The sequence below is a fragment of the uncultured Demequina sp. genome, assembly GCF_913055775.1.
Lineage (GTDB): Bacteria > Actinomycetota > Actinomycetes > Actinomycetales > Demequinaceae > Demequina.
In genome coordinates this window covers 1-16,991 of sequence record NZ_CAJXJX010000054.1, presented here as the reverse complement: position 1 = coordinate 16,991, position 16,991 = coordinate 1, and the positions used below count along the sequence as shown (strand labels likewise).

Annotated in this window: 13 protein-coding genes and 1 pseudogene; 11 read left to right on the top strand and 3 right to left on the bottom strand. The window is 69.7% G+C overall.

Features of this window, described 5'->3' with window-relative positions:
* The 3 genes from QZ483_RS07115 to QZ483_RS07105 form a co-directional block, all read left to right on the top strand.
* Nucleotides 1-243 (top strand): hypothetical protein (locus QZ483_RS07115; protein WP_297082381.1); only part of this gene is annotated, 243 nt, incomplete at its 5' end.
* Nucleotides 244-293: 50 nt separating this feature from the next.
* Nucleotides 294-575 carry a hypothetical protein gene (locus QZ483_RS07110; RefSeq protein ID WP_297082379.1) on the top strand — a complete coding sequence of 94 codons (282 nt, stop codon included), beginning with the start codon at nt 294-296 and terminating at the stop codon, nt 573-575.
* Nucleotides 576-738: 163 nt separating this feature from the next.
* On the top strand, nt 739-3,561 hold the full coding sequence (locus QZ483_RS07105; protein WP_297082378.1) for an EamA family transporter: 2,823 nt from the start codon (nt 739-741) through the stop codon (nt 3,559-3,561).
* A 355-nt stretch (nt 3,562-3,916) separates the two neighbouring features.
* On the opposite strand, the gene QZ483_RS07100 is transcribed toward QZ483_RS07105, so the two are convergent.
* Nucleotides 3,917-5,761 carry a phosphoenolpyruvate carboxykinase (GTP) gene (locus QZ483_RS07100; RefSeq protein WP_297082376.1) on the bottom strand — a complete coding sequence of 615 codons (1,845 nt, stop codon included), beginning with the start codon at nt 5,759-5,761 and terminating at the stop codon, nt 3,917-3,919.
* Nucleotides 5,762-5,874: 113 nt separating this feature from the next.
* Between QZ483_RS07100 and QZ483_RS07095 the strand changes: the two genes are divergently transcribed.
* On the top strand, nt 5,875-7,311 hold the full coding sequence (locus QZ483_RS07095) for a helix-turn-helix domain-containing protein (RefSeq protein WP_297082375.1): 1,437 nt from the start codon (nt 5,875-5,877) through the stop codon (nt 7,309-7,311).
* 36 nt (nt 7,312-7,347) lie between these two features.
* Here QZ483_RS07095 and QZ483_RS07090 read toward each other — a convergent pair whose 3' ends face one another.
* Nucleotides 7,348-7,893 (bottom strand): hypothetical protein, encoded by a 546-nt coding sequence (locus tag QZ483_RS07090; RefSeq protein ID WP_297082373.1) that lies wholly within the window; start codon nt 7,891-7,893, stop codon nt 7,348-7,350.
* A gap of 164 nt (nt 7,894-8,057) precedes the next feature.
* Here QZ483_RS07090 and typA point away from each other — a divergent pair, with 164 nt between their 5' ends.
* From typA to QZ483_RS07055, 7 genes are all read left to right on the top strand, one after another.
* The gene (gene typA, locus QZ483_RS07085) at nt 8,058-9,959 is read left to right on the top strand and encodes a translational GTPase TypA (protein ID WP_297082371.1); all 1,902 of its coding nucleotides are present in this window, start codon (nt 8,058-8,060) and stop codon (nt 9,957-9,959) included.
* Nucleotides 9,960-10,017: 58 nt separating this feature from the next.
* Nucleotides 10,018-10,368, top strand: coding sequence for a hypothetical protein (locus QZ483_RS07080; protein ID WP_297082369.1), 351 nt, complete (start codon nt 10,018-10,020; stop codon nt 10,366-10,368).
* Nucleotides 10,355-12,808, top strand: a complete 2,454-nt coding sequence (locus QZ483_RS07075) for a VanW family protein (RefSeq protein ID WP_297082367.1) — start codon at nt 10,355-10,357, stop codon at nt 12,806-12,808. Before QZ483_RS07080 ends, QZ483_RS07075 begins: the two co-directional genes overlap by 14 nt.
* 82 nt (nt 12,809-12,890) lie before the next feature.
* Entirely contained in the window at nt 12,891-13,214 is a 324-nt protein-coding gene (gene fdxA, locus QZ483_RS07070; protein WP_297082365.1) for a ferredoxin, read from the top strand.
* 9 nt (nt 13,215-13,223) lie between these two features.
* The gene (gene dapC, locus QZ483_RS07065) at nt 13,224-14,345 is read left to right on the top strand and encodes a succinyldiaminopimelate transaminase (RefSeq protein ID WP_297082364.1); all 1,122 of its coding nucleotides are present in this window, start codon (nt 13,224-13,226) and stop codon (nt 14,343-14,345) included.
* A gap of 55 nt (nt 14,346-14,400) precedes the next feature.
* Nucleotides 14,401-15,690 carry a citrate synthase gene (locus QZ483_RS07060; protein WP_297082362.1) on the top strand — a complete coding sequence of 430 codons (1,290 nt, stop codon included), beginning with the start codon at nt 14,401-14,403 and terminating at the stop codon, nt 15,688-15,690.
* A 38-nt stretch (nt 15,691-15,728) separates the two neighbouring features.
* A complete protein-coding gene (locus QZ483_RS07055) occupies nt 15,729-16,166 on the top strand; it encodes a hypothetical protein (protein ID WP_297082361.1) in 438 nt (145 codons plus the stop codon).
* 29 nt (nt 16,167-16,195) lie between these two features.
* On the opposite strand, the pseudogene QZ483_RS07050 reads toward QZ483_RS07055, so the two are convergent.
* Nucleotides 16,196-16,991, bottom strand: a pseudogene (locus QZ483_RS07050) (hypothetical protein); the annotation flags it as partial.

Here is a 16,991-nt window from a genome sequence, read left to right as displayed (position 1 = left end):
CTTCAGGTGAAGCGCGACAATGGAATGACGGCGGAGCTGCAGATCGTGCCGGCGCCCTTCGCGCGGGCCGCGGCCCGGAATCGCGCGGTATACGAGCGGTTCAGGACGTATCACGGCCGTGCCGTGCCGGAGGAACTACAATCCGAACAAGCGCGCGAGAAGGAACGGTCCCGCGCCGCGTTCCGGCGCGCCTGGGAGGAATGGGTCGGAGCCGGGGGCACTGATTTCCGGAAAACCCGTTGATGGGGAACAAAAAGGGAACTAACCTGCAATCAGAAGGAGAGCTGTCGGCGATGAGCAAAGAGCGGAAGCCCGTGGCCCTGTCCATGAAACCTCAGATTACCGAGGTCGGCGCAGTGGCGAGAACCGTCAAGTGTGACGACGGCTGGCATATCATACAGACGTATGCGACCAGTACCGGCTGGAAGGACGGCGACGCCTTCTGGGGGGATTTCTGTTATTCGCAAAGGGCGGACGAAGAACTCCTTGCGGAAGAAGGCTGGTCGCCCGAGGACATCGAGAAGATCCTGACGGACGAATTTACCGGCGAGCGGATCGACCCCTCCGTTATCTGAGTCCGCGCCCGATTCCACTGAACCCGGTCCCACCGTGCGCCATGCGGCGACGTCCTGACGTCGCCACCCGGTATTTCCGCCGGCAGTAAGCGGGCGGGCTGCGCCTTCGACAGGCGCGAAGACCTTTCCTCCGAAAATCGAACGATTACCCACAGGAGACGCGATGCCCAGAGCAACGCCCCTGCAGCCGTCGCTGAATGCCGGCGAGTTCGGTCCGCGCATGGTCGCGCGGACGGACTTCGGCAAATATCCGCTCGGTTGCGCCACGCTGGAAAACATGATTCCGCTGCCGCAGGGCGGTGCGATGCGCCGTCCCGGCACGATGTTCGTGGCCGAGGCCCGCGATCACGACGCGAAGCCGCGGCTGATCCCGTTCCAGTTCTCGACCCACCAGGCCTACGTCCTGGAGGCGGGCAACGGCTATTTCCGCTTCTTCAAGGACCGCGGCCGGATCGACGCCGCGGCGACCGATGCGGTCGTTGCCAATGGGGATTTCGCCGCAGATATCGCCGGCTGGGACGACCGGTCCGCCGGCGGTGGTGCGATCGCGCACGATGCGGCCGCGGGCATGCTCAGCCTCGCGGCGGCGGGCGGCGGCAACGCGGCGCATGCCGAGCAGGCGGTTGCCACCACCGCGACGGGGCAGGAACACGTGCTGCGGTTCCGCATCGCGGGCGCGCCGGGCGATACGGTGACGCTGCGCATCGGGTCCACGTCCGAAGGGACGGAGGTCGTGGACGACGTAGAATTCGGCACCGGCTGGCATGTCTTCGCATTTACCCCCGATACGTCGCCGTTCTACCTGCAGTTCCGGTACGAGGCGCAGAAGACGATCCGGATCGACGACGTTTCCCTGATCGACGCCGCGGCGGTCGAGGTCGGCATGCCCTACGGCACAGCCGACCTGCCGTCGCTCAAGGTCGCGCAGTCGGCGGACACGATGTGGATCTGCCACGAGACCCATCCCGTTCACAAGCTCACGCGCTCCGGCCACAGCTCGTGGTCGCTGACCGAAATGCTGTTCCATGACGGGCCGTGGTTTGCCGTGAATGCGACGGCGACGACGTTGAGCCCGTCGGCGGCGAGCGGGACCGGCATCACCATCACCGCGAGCGGTACCGAGGGGATCAACGGCGGTGCCGGGTTCGCCGACGCCGATATCGGCCGGCTGGTCCGGATCGAGTACGGGTCCGATTGGGGGCATGCGCTGATCACGGCCGTCGCGTCTCCGACATCGGTGACCGCCGACGTGAGCACGGCGTTCGGCGGCACGACCGCGTCGTCGCAATGGCGGCTGGGCGCGTGGTCGGGCACCACGGGTTATCCGCGCGCCGTCGCCTTTTTCGAGCAGCGTCTTGCCTTCGCCGGATCGACCGACCGGCCGCAGACCTTCTGGCTGTCGCAGTCCGCCGACTTCGAGAATATGCGTCCCGACGACGGGGCCGGATCGGTTGAAGACGACGACGCGCTCGACTACACGATCTCCGCCGACCAGGTGAACGCCATCCGCTGGATGGCGCCGGGACAGAAGCTGTTCATCGGTACGGTGGGCGGCGAATGGCTGGTTCAGTCGGACGGCCCGCTGCTGACGCCGACCGACATCGATGTGAAGCGCCAGACGGCCTACGGCACCGCCGACGTCGCGCCGCAGCAGATGCGCGGCCGCATGCTGTTCCTGCAGCGCGCGGCGCGAAAGGTCCTCGAATTCGCGTTCGCGCTGGAGATCGACAACTACCAGGCGCTCGACATGACGCTGCTGGCGGATCACATCTCGCGCGGCGGCTTCACGGAGATGACCTACCGACAGGAACTCGATTCCACCCTGTGGTGCGTGCGCGCCGACGGCGAGCTCTGCTCGCTGTCCTACCAGCCGGATCAGGACGTGATCGGCTGGTCGCGGCATATCCTCGGCGGCGCCTTTGACGGCGGCAACGCGGCGGCGGAGAGCGTGGCCGTCATCCCCGGCGTCGACGAGGACGAGCTCTGGATCGTCGCGAAGCGCACGATCGGCGGCGAGACGCGGCGCTTCGTCGAGGTGTTCGCGTCGGCCTACCAGACGGGCGACGACCAGGCGCATGCCTTCTATGTCGATTCCGGGCTGGTCTACGATGCGCCCGTGACGATTACCGGTGCGACCCGGTCCGACCCCGTCACGGTGACGGCGCCGTCGCACGGATTTGCCGACGGCGAACAGGTCCTGATTTCCGGCGCAAAGGGAATGACGGAGATCAATGACGGCGTCTTCGCCGTGGCCGGTGCGCAGTTGTGCTACTTCTTCGCCGTGGGCTACCTGGACGTCTCCGTCGCGCTCCTCATCGAGTACATGGCGCCCGTCGCGGTGGTCCTGTGGATGTGGCTGCGTCACGGCAGTCGTCCCACGCGGCTGACCGTCGCGGGCGCCCTCATCGCCGCCGCCGGCCTGGTACTGCTGCTGGATGTCCTCCACGGCGGCACCGACGTGGACCTCGTGGGAGTGCTGTGGGCGCTCGGTGCGATGGTCGGGGCGTCGGTCTACTTCGTGATCGGTGGCGACGAGTCCAACGGGCTGCCGCCCCTGACCCTCGCCGCGGGCGGCCTGGTGGTCGCTCTGGTCGTGCTCGGCACCGCCGGAGCCACCGGGATCCTGCCCATGGCCTGGTCCACGGACACCGTGCAGTTCGTGCCCTTCGCCGCACCGTGGTGGGCCGTTGCGCTCGTGCTGGGCGTGGTCACCGCCGCGACCGCGTACGTCGCGGGCATCGCCGCGACCCGTCGCCTGGGTGCGCGCCTGGGGTCGTTCGTGGCGCTGATCGAGGTCATGGCGGCCGCGCTGTTCGCGTGGTTCCTGCTGGGCCAAGCGCCCGGACCCCTGCAGATCGGCGGCGCGCTGCTCGTGGTCGCCGGCGTCGTCGTGGTCAAGCTCGGGGAGCGCCCCGCGCCCACGGTGGCCGAGTCGCTCGCCGAGCCGCCCGCGGCCACCGACCCGCCCGCGCCCGTCGCGGTCTAGCGCCTCACAGCTCTCGCCGTCCGTGGCGATCCCACGGTGCGGCGGGTACCACCGGGCGGGCGGCGCGCACCACCCTCCAGCGCGCCGCCCGCCCGGCTCTCGTTCTCGCCGCGGGTACCCGTCTCGATGCGGCCGCGTCCGCCCCGTGTACCGCTCAACACACGCGTGTGGCACGAGTGCACGGTGATGCGAGGGTGCATGCGCTGCCATCACATCCGCCACTGGGGTCACGGCTGTGTGTTGAGCGGTTCGCATGCAGGCGGCGCGTGGGATGGCGCGGGGCCCGGACGCACCGCGGCCCGCGCACCGTCAAGGAGACGGACGATGCGCGGGCCGGGTGGCGCCGATGCGGTGGCTAGCCGTGCGGCAGGGCGCTGAGCGACTGGCGCAGCAGCGCGTGCTCGGCATCGATCGCGAGCGGAACCCGCGATCCCATCGAGGACAGGAACTCCGCGGTCTGGTCCGCCTCCGCCATGAGGGCGTCGCGGTCCGTGGCGAACAGCGCGCGCCACTGGTCGGGCTCGACCCCTGCGGCCTCGAAGTCGATCTCGCCGGGCGCCGGGATCACGCCGAACGGGCTCTCCGATCCGTGGGCGGTCCCCTCGACGCGGCCGAGGATCCACGCGAGCACGCGAGCGTTCTCGCCGAAGCCGGGCCACAGGAAGCCTCCGTCTTCACCCTTGCGGAACCAGTTCACCTGGAAGACCTTGGGGGCCTGGCCGGTCGCCTCGAGCCTCGCGCCCAGGTCGATCCAGTCCTGCCAGTGCTCGGCCATGTGCTGACCGCAGAACGGCAGCATCGCGAACGGGTCGCGTCGCAGCTCGCCCAGCGTCCCCTCGGCGGCCGCCGTGCGCTCCGACGCGAGCGTCGCTCCCATGTACATCCCGTGCGCCCACGTGCGCGCCTGCGAGACCAAGGGCACGTTGGTGGCGCGGCGGCCTCCGAAGATCACCGCGTCGACGACGACGCCGTCGGGGTGGTCCCAGGTGTCCGCGATGGTCGGGCACTGCGCCGCGGAGACAGTGAAGCGCGAGTTGGGGTGCGCGGCGGGGGTCTCCGAGTCAGGCGTCCAGTCGTTGCCGCGCCAGTCGATGAGGTGCTCGGGAACCTCGTCCGTGAGCCCCTCCCACCACACGTCGCCGTCGTCGGTGAGTGCGACGTTCGTGTAGATCACGTCGTGCGTGAGCGTCTCGACGGCCACCGGGTTGGTGGACGCGCCGGTCCCAGGAGCGACGCCGAAGAACCCGGCCTCGGGGTTGATCGCGCGCAGGCGACCGTCCGCCCCGGGGGCGAGCCAGGCGATGTCGTCGCCGATGGTCTCGACCTTCCACCCGGGGATCGAGGGCTGCAGCATGGCGAAGTTGGTCTTGCCGCACGCGCTCGGGAACGCTGCGGCCACGTGAAACTCGCGACCCGTGGGTCCGGTGACCTTCAGCAGCAGCATGTGAGCCGCGATCCAGCCCTCGTTGTGGCCCATCGCCGACGCGATGCGCAGCGCGAACGCCTTCTTGGCCAGGATCGCGTTGCCTCCGTAGGCCGAGCCGTACGACCAGATCTCGCGCGACTCGGGGAAGTGCACGATGTACTTGGTCTCGTTGCACGGCCAAGCGACATCCTCCTGGCCGGGGTCGAGCGGCGCACCCACAGAGTGCACGGCGGGAACCCAGTCGGTGTCGGGGCCGATCTGCTCGAGCGCGGCCGTACCCATGCGGGTCATCGTGCGCGTCGACAACACCACGTACGGCGAGTCCGTGACCTGCACCCCGTATCGCGACAGGGGGCCGCCCAGCGGCCCCATGCAGAACGGCATCACGTACATCGTTCGACCGCTCATGGACCCGAGCATCACCCGGTCGAGGGTCCGGCGCATCGTCACCGGCTCTTCCCAGTTGTTGGTGGGCCCTGCGTCCGCCGCGTCGTTGGTGCAGATGAAGGTGCGCGATTCCACGCGAGCGACGTCGTCGGGGTTGGAGCGCGCCAGGTAACTGCCGGGCCGCTTGACCGGGTCCAGCGGCGTGAGGGTGCCGGCGTCGACCAACTGTGCGGTGAGGCGTGCGCTCTCCTCCTCGGAGCCGTCGCACCAGACGATGTCCTCGGGCTGGGCGAGCGACGCGATGCGTTCGACCCAGGCGATGACCGAGGGATGGGCCGATGCGGGCGCAGCGGCACGAGCGGTGGAGCGGACGGCGGTGGCGGTCATGAGTCCTCCTGATTGGCAGATCGTCCTTCGCTTTCGACGCTATGGTCGCCAAGCCAGGTCTTTGTGGCGCCGACGGTAGAAAATTCAGCGTTTCTTTCGATATGGTCAAGACCATGCCGGACATCGTGACGTTGGGACGCCGCATTCGCCACTTCCGCACGCGTGCGGGGCTCACCCTCGACCAACTGGGCGAGAAGACAGGGGTCGCGGCGAGTCAGTGGTCGTTGATCGAGAACGGCAAGCGCGAGCCGCGGCTGTCACTGCTCACTGACGCCGCGGAGGCGCTCGCGGTGCCGCTGTCGGAGCTCCTCGATGAGTCAGCGCCGTCCGAGCGCGCGGCCCTCGAGATCGAGCTCGAGCGTGCGCAGACGTCCCACGGCTTCAAGGAGCTGGGGCTGCCGCCCGTCCGGGTCGCCAAGACCATGCCCGACGACGTGCTGCGGACCCTCGTGGGCCTGCACCGCGAGCTCGACCGGCGGGCGCGTGCGGCGCTCGCGACCCCCGAGCAGGCGCGACGCGCCAACACCCGTCAACGGGACTACCTGCGTTCCGTGGACAGTTACCTGCCGCAGATCGAGGAACTGGCCGATGCGGAAGTCGAGGCGGTGGGCCACACTGGCGGAGCGCTGACGCACCGCACGGTGGCGGAGATGGCGGAACGCCACGGCTTCACGATCGTGCACACCGACGACCTGCCCCACTCAGCGCGCTGCGTGGTGGACCTCGAGAACGGCAGGATCTTCATCCCGCCCGCGTCCATCCCGGGCGGCCACGGCCTGCGGTCCCTCGCTCTCCAGGCGATCTCCCACACGGTGCTGGGTCACGAGGAGCCCTTGGACTACGAGGACTTCCTGACCCAGCGCCTGGAGTCCAGCTACTTCGCGGCTGCGTGCCTGATGCCGCGCGGTCCCTCGGTGGAGTTCCTCCAGGCCGCCAAGGACGAGCGCTCCATCGCGATCGAGGACTTCCGCGATGCGTTCGGCGTGACGCACGAGGCCGCCGCGCTCCGGTTCACCAACCTCGCCACCGTGCACCTGGGCATTCCGCTCCACTTCCTGAGGGTCACCGGCGACGGCGCTGTGGTGCGCGCGTACGAGAACGACGGCCTGCCGCTGCCGCAGGACGTCACGGGCGCGACGGACGGCGAGATCGTCTGCCGTCAGTGGAGCGCGCGCCGCGCGTTCGCTCGCACCACGCGCACGACCGAGTACTACCAGTACACGGACACCCCGAACGGGACATACTTCGAGTCCACGCAGACCGGCACCGCGGACCCGGAGGACTACTCGATCACGCTGGGAGTGCCGTACCGCGAGTCGCGGTGGTTCCGCGGACGCGAGTCCACCATCCGCGCGCACTCGACCTGCCCCGACGCGACCTGCTGTCGCCGTCCCGCGCAGGAGCTCGCGTCACGCTGGGCCGGCCGGGCGTGGGCGAGCGCGCGGGTCCACACGCACCTCTTCTCCCCGCTGCCCCACGGCACCTATCCCGGCGTCGACGACCGCGAGCTCTACGAGTTCTTGGAGGCTCACGCGGAAGACGATGCCTGACGCTGCGGCGGCGACCGTCGCCGGGCGACTCGCTGGTCAGGCGACGAAGGCGAGAACGGCAGCAGCTGCCGACGCGAGCACGATCGCCACCCCGGTGAGATCCGTGGTCCGGGAGATGGAGGGCGCTTGGCGCCCGGCGGCAGGCATGTCGCCTGCTCTCGCGGCCTCAGCGCGCTGACGGATCTCGCTGGCGATCTGATCGCTCGTGCTGGGGGTGACCGCGGGCTCCTCGGTGCGGCGACGGCGCGGAGCAGAACTCCTCGGTACCGCGAAGGAGCCGACTCGCGCGCCGTCGTCACCGACCAGCTCGAGCGTCCACTTGAGGTCCACGTGCGCGATGCGCCCCCACGAGATCGATCCGATCCGCACGACGTTGCGCACTTCGACGGCGTCCGCGCGCAGAATCACTGCCGGTCGTAGGAACAGCGCCCACCCGAGGCCCGCGATCGCCAGCCCCAGCCCCAGGCCCACGAGGGCTTGGGAGAAGCCACCGGTGGCGATCTGCGCCGCAGCGACGATGGCCCCGAAGCCCACGGCGAGCCATCCCCACATGAGCGATGAGCGCAGTCGATGGACGGTCATGCACGCCATGGTCCCACCATCATCCGCCGAGCGGCGTCCACTCACCCGACCCTCGCATCGGCCCTGCGTGCCCGCACCCGCTAGAATGTCTCAGCACGTCCCCCGCTGCTGCGGCGCGCATCGGCCCGCCCGCAACCCCCTCATCTACGAAACGAGACCCTGACATGCCTGTGCGCTCCGACCTGCGCAACGTCGCGATCGTCGCCCACGTCGACCACGGCAAGACCACCCTCGTCGACGGCATGCTCGTCCAGGGCGGCGCCTACGGCGATCACGCCCACATCGAGGACCGCGCCATGGACTCGGGGGACCTCGAGCGCGAGAAGGGCATCACGATCCTCGCGAAGAACACCGCGATCCGCTACACCGGCGAGGCGGCGGGTCCCGAGGGCGTGACGATCAACGTCATCGACACCCCCGGTCACGCCGACTTCGGCGGCGAGGTCGAGCGCGGCCTGTCGATGGTCGACGGCGTGGTGCTGCTCGTGGACGCCTCCGAGGGTCCGCTGCCGCAGACCCGCTTCGTGCTGCGCAAGGCGCTCGCGGCCAAGCTGCCCGTGATCATCGTGGTCAACAAGGTGGACCGCCCCGATTCGCGCATCTCCGCCGTGGTCGACGAGACGCACGACCTGCTGCTGGGCCTCGCGGCCGACCTCCACGACGAGGTCCCGGACCTCGACATCGACGCGCTCCTCGAGGTGCCCGTGGTGTTCGCGTCCGCGAAGGCCGGGCGCGCGTCGCTCGAGCAGCCCGCGGACGGCTCGCTGCCCGACAACGAGAATCTCGAGCCGCTGTTCCAGACCATCATGGAGCGCATCCCCGGACCGTCCTATGAGGACGGCCACCCGCTGCAGGCCCACGTCACCAACCTCGACGCTTCGCCGTTCCTGGGTCGCCTGGCGCTGCTGCGCGTGTTCAACGGCACGCTGCGCAAGGGCCAGCAGGTCGCGTGGGCCCGTGCTGACGGCTCGATCCAGAACGTGAAGATCACCGAGTTGCTGCGCACGCAGGGCCTCGAGCGCGTGCCTGCCGAGTCCGCGCAGCCCGGCGACATCGTCGCCGTGGCCGGCATCGAGGAGATCACCATCGGCGAGACCCTCACCGACGTCGACGACCCGCGGCCGCTGCCGCGCATCACGGTCGACGACCCCGCGATCTCGATGACCATCGGCATCAACACGTCGCCCCTGGCCGGCCGCGTCAAGGGAGCCAAGGTCACCGCGCGCCAGGTCAAGGACCGCCTCGACAAGGAGCTCATCGGCAATGTGTCGATCCGCGTGCTGCCCACCGACCGTCCCGACGCGTGGGAGGTCCAGGGCCGTGGTGAGCTCGCGCTCGCGATCCTCGTCGAGCAGATGCGTCGCGAGGGCTTCGAGCTCACCGTGGGCAAGCCGCAGGTCGTCACCAAGCAGGTCGACGGCAAGGTCCACGAGCCCATGGAGCACATGACGATCGATGTGCCCGAGGAGCACCTGGGCGCCGTCACCCAGCTCATGGCGGGCCGTCGCGGCCGCATGGAGTCGATGTCGAACCACGGCACCGGCTGGGTGCGCATGGAGTTCATCGTCCCCGCGCGCGGGCTCATCGGCTTCCGTTCCACATTCCTGACCGAGACCCGCGGCACCGGCATCGCCTCGTCGATCGCGCACGGCTACGCGCCGTGGGCCGGCTCGATCGAGTACCGCACGTCGGGCTCGCTGGTCGCCGACCGCGCCGGCGCGGTCACCACCAACGCGCTGCTGACGCTCCAGGACCGCGGCACGTTCTTCGTCAAGCCCACGCAGGAGACGTACGAGGGCATGGTCGTCGGCGAGAACGCCCGCGGCGAGGACATGGACGTGAACATCACCAAGGAGAAGAAGCTCAACAACATCCGGTCCGCGACCGGTGACGAGCTCGAGCGCCTCACCCCGCCGCGCGTGCTGACCCTCGAGGAGTCCCTCGAGTTCGCGCGCGAGGACGAGTGCGTCGAGGTCACTCCCGAGCACACACGCATCCGCAAGGTGATCCTCGATCAGACCGAGCGCGCCCGCGCGACCGCCCGCGCCAAGCGCCTCGACGCATAGCGGACACGCGCTCGCGCCGGTACCAGGAGCGTCAACGCGACCACCTATCCTGGGTCGCATGAAGACCGCCCTTGCCTACCTCGTGCTCGCCGCTGGCGGCGTCATCACCGCGAGCGTGGGCGCCGTCGCTCACCGCGGATTCGCGCCGTGGGGTGTGATCGGATCCGTGCTGATGGTCGCGTTCGCCGCGGTCTTCGCGCGCACGTCGATGGGCTTCTCGGGGCTCGGCGCGTTCGCGGCGACCTGGGTCGCGATGACCCTGGTGTGGTCGCTCGAGGGACCCGGTGGATCCGTGCTGATCGCTCAGGACGCGCTGGGCATCTCCTGGCTCGTGGGGTCGGCGGTGGTGATGATCGCGGCCGCGATCGTGCCGACCAGGATTCTGGTGGGGCGTCATGGCGCGGCGTAGGCAACTGCAGCGCCAGGAGGCGGAACGGGAGCTCGCGCGCCGGCGCAACTCCGCCGCTCACCGGTCGATGCGCCGCCGGGCCGCTCAGGGCAAGGGAGCGCACGTCGCGCCTGCCAGTGGTGCGCCCGATGCCGGTGCGCCCGCCAGTGGCGCGCCGGATGCTGGTGCCACCGATCCGGGTGAGGCCGGCGGGGAGGCCGGCCCGGAGGCCGCCGCCCCGATCGAGGAGCGCGTCCCCACCTCCGAGCTCCGGACTCCAGAGTGGCTCGCCGCCGCGCCAGTGGCGGGTGCCGCAGCGACGACTGCAGGAGCCACCAATGCGTCCACCGCTGCCGCGGAGCGACTGGCGGGATCATTGCCGGACTGGGTCCACCAGGATGCCGGAAGCTACGAGCCGACGACGCCCGCGCCGTCCGCTCCCGACGCGCACGAGTCGGAGGACCAGGCGAGCGACGACCAGGATGCGGTCGCCGAGTCGTCCGACTCCGCGGTCCCGGCGCTGGAGCCCGAGCCCGCACCCGACGCCGCTCCCGAGCCCGCACCCGACGCCTCTCCCGACGCGGCGGAGACCCAGATCATGGAACCCGTCGACGCGGGAGACACTGCGGTGATGCCTGCCGTCGCCGCGGGCGCGATGGGCGCCGCGGCGATGACCGAGTCAGCTTCGGCTGCGTCTCCGGTGCAGTCGGCGCACGGGACTCCCGGAGAGCCTGCGGCCACGGAGCCGAGCACTCCCGTCGCCGAGGCGAAGCCGCGACGCCGGCGGCGGGCGCTCGCGATCGTGCCGCTCGTGATCGTTGCGCTCGCAGTTCTCTACGTGGGCGCTCAGGCCCTGCTGTCGGGGAGCGTGCCGCGCGAGACCGAGACCTTGGGGCTGTCGATCGGCGGGATGTCCGTCGCCGAGGCCACGGGGGCCGTCGACGCACGGTCCTCGGACGTTGCTGGCGAGGCGCTGACCCTCGAGGCCGGCGGGCTCGAGTACGAGACCACTGCGGGGGCTGCAGGGCTCGGTGTGGACGCCGAGGCCACGGTCGCCCAGGTGACAGGCTTCACGCTCATGCCGGACCGCCTGTGGATGCACATCACGGGAGGCGGGCACATCGAGCCGGTGACCGTCGTCGACGAGAGCGAGCTCGCGGCGACCATGGCCGAGGCCGCGACGGTGATCGACGGCGCTGCTGAGGACGCGACGGTCAGCATCGCCGGCGACGCGGTCGAGGTGGTCGAGGGCCGTCCGGCGGTGACGGTCGACCAGGAGTCCTCCGCGCAGCTGGTGGCCGCGGCGTGGCCCGATTCGCAGACGGTCGCGCTCATCGCCGAGGTCGAGGATCCCTCCATCACCGATGAGGATGCGCAGGCGTTCGCGAACACCCTGCGGGAGGTGGTGTTCGCCGGCCCGATCACGCTCGTGGGTGAGGACGTCGAGACCACGGTCGAGGCGGCGACCGTGGCGGATCACGCGGCCGTCGTCGTCGGCACCACCGGGCTCGAGCTCGAGATCGACGGGCCTGGACTCGCCACCCAGATCGTGGCGGACGACCCGGAGCTCGCAACCGAGGGCGAGAACGCCTCCGTCAGCTTCGACGACGATCACGAGATTGTGATCGACGAGGGCACGCCCGGCATCACCATCGACGGCGACGCGCTCGTGGATGTGATCACGGCCGCCGCTGCACGCCCCGACCGCACGGGGGAACTGCCGTACACCGCCGCCGACGCTGAGGTCTCGCCCGAGGACCTGGGACTCGCCGATCTGCAGGAGATCGTCGCGTCCTTCGACACCCCGCTGACGGCGGAGCCCATCCGCACCCAGAACCTCCGCACCGCCGCCGCGGACGTCGAGGGCACGTTGCTCATGCCCGGCGATGAGTTCAACCTGCACGAGCTCCTGTCGCCCATCACCGAGGAGGAGGGCTACGGCCAGGCACATGTGATCGTCGACGGCATCCTGACCTCGGGTCTGGGAGGCGGGTTGTCGCAGATGGCGACCACGAGCTACAACGCCGCGTACTTCGCCGGCTACGAACTGCTGCAGCACCGCCCGCACTCGGTGTGGTTCACCCGCTACCCGGCGGGCCGCGAATCGACCCTCTGGGGCACCACCATCAACGTGCGGTTCACCAACAACACCCCGTACGCGGCGCTCATCAACAGCTACGTCGACGGTGGCCGCCTCCACGTCGACATCTGGTCCACGCCGCACTTCGAGGTCGAGAACTCGGTGGGTCCCAAGACCAACGTGACGCAGCCGGGCGTCAAGGAGGTCCGCGCCGCGAACTGCGAGGCCAAGGGGCCCGGCCAGCCGGGCTTCACCATCACGAATACCCGGCGGGTATTCCTCGACGGCGAGCAGGTCGACGAGAACATCGACACCTGGACTTACCAGCCCGATGACGCGATCGAGTGCGTCACCGACGACGACGAGGACGACGACTCCTGAGGCCGCACAACCGTGCCCTCGGGGCCCTTCGCGGCGCTATGATGAGGATTCGGTTCACCGCACCCGGAGTGGAGGAGCACCAGTGACGTACGTCATCGCCCTGCCTTGTGTCGACGTCAAGGACAAGGCATGCATCGACGAGTGTCCCGTCGACTGCATCTACGAGGGCGAGCGCTCGCTGTACATCCACCCCGACGAGTGCGTGGACTGCGGCGCCTGCGAGCCGGTCTGCCCAGTCGAGGCCATCTACTACGAGGACGACGTCCCCGACAAGTGGGCCGACTACTACGACGCGAACGTCGAGTTCTTCTCGGAGATCGGCTCTCCCGGTGGTGCCGCCAAGATGGGGCTCATCGAGCACGACCACGACCTCATCAAGTCGCTGCCGCCCAACCCGAACGGCTGAGCGGCCGGCATGGGTCTGCACCCGGGCTCGCTTCCTGACTTTCCCTGGGACTCGCTGGTCCCGTTCCGCGAGCGCGCCCGGCGCCACCCCGATGGGGTGGTCGACCTGTCGGTCGGCACGCCCGTCGACCCCACGCCGTCCCTGATCCAGGACGCGCTGCGCGCGGCGGCCGATGCGCCCGGCTACCCGACTACCCACGGAACCGCCGCACTGCGGAAGGCCGTGGTGGAGTGGTTCGCCCGGACGCGGGGCGTCACCGGGCTGACAGCCGATGCGGTGCTCCCCACGGTGGGCTCGAAGGAGCTGGTCGCCTGGCTGCCCAGCCTGCTCGGGCTGGGGGAGGGCGACACCGTGGTGCACCCGGCGACCGCCTACCCCACCTACGCCGTGGGCGCGACCCTGGCGGGCGCATCGGCTCTCGCCACGGACGCCGTCGAGGACTGGGCCGACCGCGACGACGTGCGTCTCGTGTGGGTGAACTCTCCGTCGAACCCGACGGGCGCAGTGCTGTCGCGCGACCACCTGCGCGCCGTGGTCGAAGCCGCTCGGCGCATCGGCGCCGTCGTCGCATCGGACGAGTGCTACGCGGCGCTCGCGTGGGACCAGCCCTGGTCCGACGGCGGCGTGCCGTCGATCCTCGACCCCGAGGTGTGCGGCGACTCGCACGGCGGGCTGCTCGCCGTGTACTCGCTGTCCAAGCAGAGCTCGCTTGCCGGGTACCGCGCGGCGTTCACCGCCGGCAACCCCGCGCTGATCGCGGGCCTGCTCGAGACCCGCAAGCACGCCGGCATGATCGTTCCCGCTCCGGTGCAGGCAGCGATGACGGTCGCGCTGGGCGATGACGACCACGTCGCGGCCCAGCGCGCCGTGTATCGGGCCCGGCGCGAGGTCCTGCTGCCCGCGATCCGGGGCGCGGGCTTCACGGTGTCGGGCTCCGAGGCGGGTCTGTACCTGTGGGCGACGCGTGACGAGGACTGCTGGGACACCATAGAGTGGCTCGCGGATCGCGGCATCGTCGCCGCTCCGGGCTCGTTCTACGGCACCGCAGGGGCGCGGCACGTGCGCATTGCACTGACCGCCACCGATGAGCGCGTGCAGGAGGCGGCTCGGAGACTGTCCAAAGACAGGTAAACTCGCTGCCAAGCGAACGCACAATGGCGCTGCGGCGCACGGGAGGACTCTAGGTATGACACGAGTTGTCGACGCCCGACTCACGGTCGATGGAACGTCACGCGAGCTGCCGCTCGAGCGCGCCACCGTGGGCAATGACGGGGTGTCGGTCTCGACCCTCCTCAAGGACACCGGCCTGGTGACCGTGGACCCCGGGTTCATGAACACGGCCTCCTGCGAGAGCTCGATCACCTACATCGATGGCGACGCGGGAATCCTGCGCTACCGCGGCTACCCGATCGAGCAGCTGGCGGAGCAGTCGACGTTCCTCGAGGTCGCTTACCTGCTGATCCACGGCGAGCTGCCCAGCGAGGAGCTCCTGAACGCGCTCAACAACCGCGTCGCGCGGCACATGCACGTCCACGAGGGCATCAAGTCATTCCTCGAGGCCTTCCCGCGCGAGGCGCACCCGATGGCGGTGCTGTCGGGCGCCACGAGCGCGCTGTCGACCTTCTACCCCGAGTCGGTGGGACGCGGCGAGTACGAGATCGAGCTCGCGACCGTCCAGCTGCTCGCCAAGACCGCCACCGTGATCGCGTACCTGCAGCGGCGCGTCACGGGCGGCGACCTGATCGAGCCCCGCAAGACCGGCACGTACGTCGATGAGTTCATGCGGATCGGCTTCTCCGGCCCCGACGGCGAGCTCGACATCGACCCGACGGTCCGCAAGGCGCTCGACCTGCTGCTCATCCTGCACGCGGACCACGAGCAGAACTGCTCGACGTCGACGGTGCGCATCGTGGGCTCCTCGCACGCCAACATCTACGCGTCCGTGTCCGCGGGGATCGGCGCGCTGTCTGGGCCGCTGCATGGCGGTGCGAACGAGGCCGCGCTGTCGATGTTCGACCAGATCAAGGAGTCCGGCGACACCGTCGAGCAGTTCGTGGCCAAGGTGAAGGACAAGGCCGAGGGTGCTCGCCTCATGGGCTTCGGCCACCGCGTCTACAAGTCCTACGATCCCCGCGGCGCGGTGGTGAAGGACGTCGCGAACACGGTCCTCAACGAGCTGGGCGGAAGCGACGAGACCTTCCAGATGGCGCAGCAGCTCGAGGAGATCGCGCTGTCCGACGAGTACTTCATCGAGCGCAAGCTCTACCCGAACGTCGACTTCTACACGGGTCTGCTGTACTCCGCCATGGGCTTCCCGCGCTCGATGTTCACGCCGCTGTTCGCCCTGGGGCGCATGCCGGGCTGGATCGCGCACTACCGCGAGATGCTCGACGACCCGCGCACCAAGATCGGCCGCCCGCGCCAGATCTATACCGGCGAGGTGGAGCGCGACTACGTGCCGCTGGAGCAGCGCTGAGCGCTGACCCGGCTGCCGGGAGCGGCCACGGCGCGGTGGTGCTGCGCCATCGCGACGCGACGCGCCAGTCGCGGATGTACGCCCTCTTCGGCGTCATCGTGCTGGGCGTGATCGGCGGGGTGTTCTGGCTCGAGACGCCGGGACGGCTCTGGTCGCTCGCGCTGGTGCCCGTGGCGCTGTTCGCGGGGTATTCCGCGGTGCGGCTGGCGACCCTCCAGGTCCGCCTGGACCACGACGGACTGTGGGAGCCCAACCCGTTTCGGCTCACCTACGTGACGCCGTGGAGCGACCTCAAGCGCGTGGACGTGGCCGAGAAGCCCGGGAGGGTGCCCTTCCTGACCGTGCGGGTCACCCACGCCGACGGCGACACCCATGACATCGTCGCGCTCAACGTGCAGGCGGGCGGCGCCTACGCGCAGCCTGCGGTCGACGGATGGATCCAGTCGATCCGGGAGGCCAAGAAGCGCTGGGCCTGAGGGCGCTGCCCCCTCCCAGTCGCGCGCGGTCACTCCGTGCGCAGCTCGATGAGCGTGCCGGAGTCGCCGTCCCGCTCGTACGGCCCGCCGTCGCGCACCCACGGCTCGTCGGCATCGGCTGCGGCAATGACTCCCTCGACGTCCGCGACGGCCACGGCCCACCGCTGCAGCGCCGCCTCGAGCGTGGCATCGGAGCTCGCGACCAGAGCGGTCGCCGTGGAGTCGAGATCGGCCACCATGAGCGCGTACACGTCCTCGCCGAAGTCCGCCGTGACCCGCTCCGTGAACGCGCGCGCCGTCGTGGGCGCGGCGTCCCCAAGATCGCAGGACACGTCTCCACCATGACCCGTGAGCGCCGACGCCCACAGTCGCCCCTCCTCCTCGTGATCCGCGTACGCGTCAGGGAACCCTGAGCGCTGGACCGCCTGCGCGGCGACGGTGATCTCCACGTCCTGCCAGTTCGCGATCTGGCGCAGCGCCTCGTTGACGAGCCCACGCGTGGAACTCGCATTGAAAAGAAGTTGAAGCGTGCCGCCGGAGTTTTCAACGACGGTACCGATGACCGTCCCGCCTACGACGACATCGCCCGCCTCGGCCAGCGCAGAGAGCGTGCCAGTGGCGGTAAACATGTCGCCGGCGCTTGGTCCGTCCTGGCGCTGCAGCGTCAGTGTGGAACCACCGTAACTTCCCGATTCGTCGAGATCCGGATCATAGATATCTACGTCGTCGTCAAGCACCGTCGGAGCATCGCCGAAGACGATCTCCGGTTCGTTGTCGAGGGTTGTCGCGCCGGCAAAAGCCCCATCGAGCCGCCCGACGGTGTCA

Coding starts and splice junctions, on each gene's coding strand:
- QZ483_RS07090 (WP_297082373.1), bottom strand. CDS start 7,893: ATGACCGTCCATCGACTGCGCTCATCGCTCATGTGGGGATGGCTCGCC.
- QZ483_RS07110 (WP_297082379.1), top strand. CDS start 294: ATGAGCAAAGAGCGGAAGCCCGTGGCCCTGTCCATGAAACCTCAGATT.
- QZ483_RS07075 (WP_297082367.1), top strand. CDS start 10,355: ATGGCGCGGCGTAGGCAACTGCAGCGCCAGGAGGCGGAACGGGAGCTC.
- QZ483_RS07105 (WP_297082378.1), top strand. CDS start 739: ATGCCCAGAGCAACGCCCCTGCAGCCGTCGCTGAATGCCGGCGAGTTC.
- QZ483_RS07100 (WP_297082376.1), bottom strand. CDS start 5,761: ATGACCGCCACCGCCGTCCGCTCCACCGCTCGTGCCGCTGCGCCCGCA.
- QZ483_RS07095 (WP_297082375.1), top strand. CDS start 5,875: ATGCCGGACATCGTGACGTTGGGACGCCGCATTCGCCACTTCCGCACG.
- dapC (WP_297082364.1), top strand. CDS start 13,224: ATGGGTCTGCACCCGGGCTCGCTTCCTGACTTTCCCTGGGACTCGCTG.
- typA (WP_297082371.1), top strand. CDS start 8,058: ATGCCTGTGCGCTCCGACCTGCGCAACGTCGCGATCGTCGCCCACGTC.
- QZ483_RS07060 (WP_297082362.1), top strand. CDS start 14,401: ATGACACGAGTTGTCGACGCCCGACTCACGGTCGATGGAACGTCACGC.
- QZ483_RS07080 (WP_297082369.1), top strand. CDS start 10,018: ATGAAGACCGCCCTTGCCTACCTCGTGCTCGCCGCTGGCGGCGTCATC.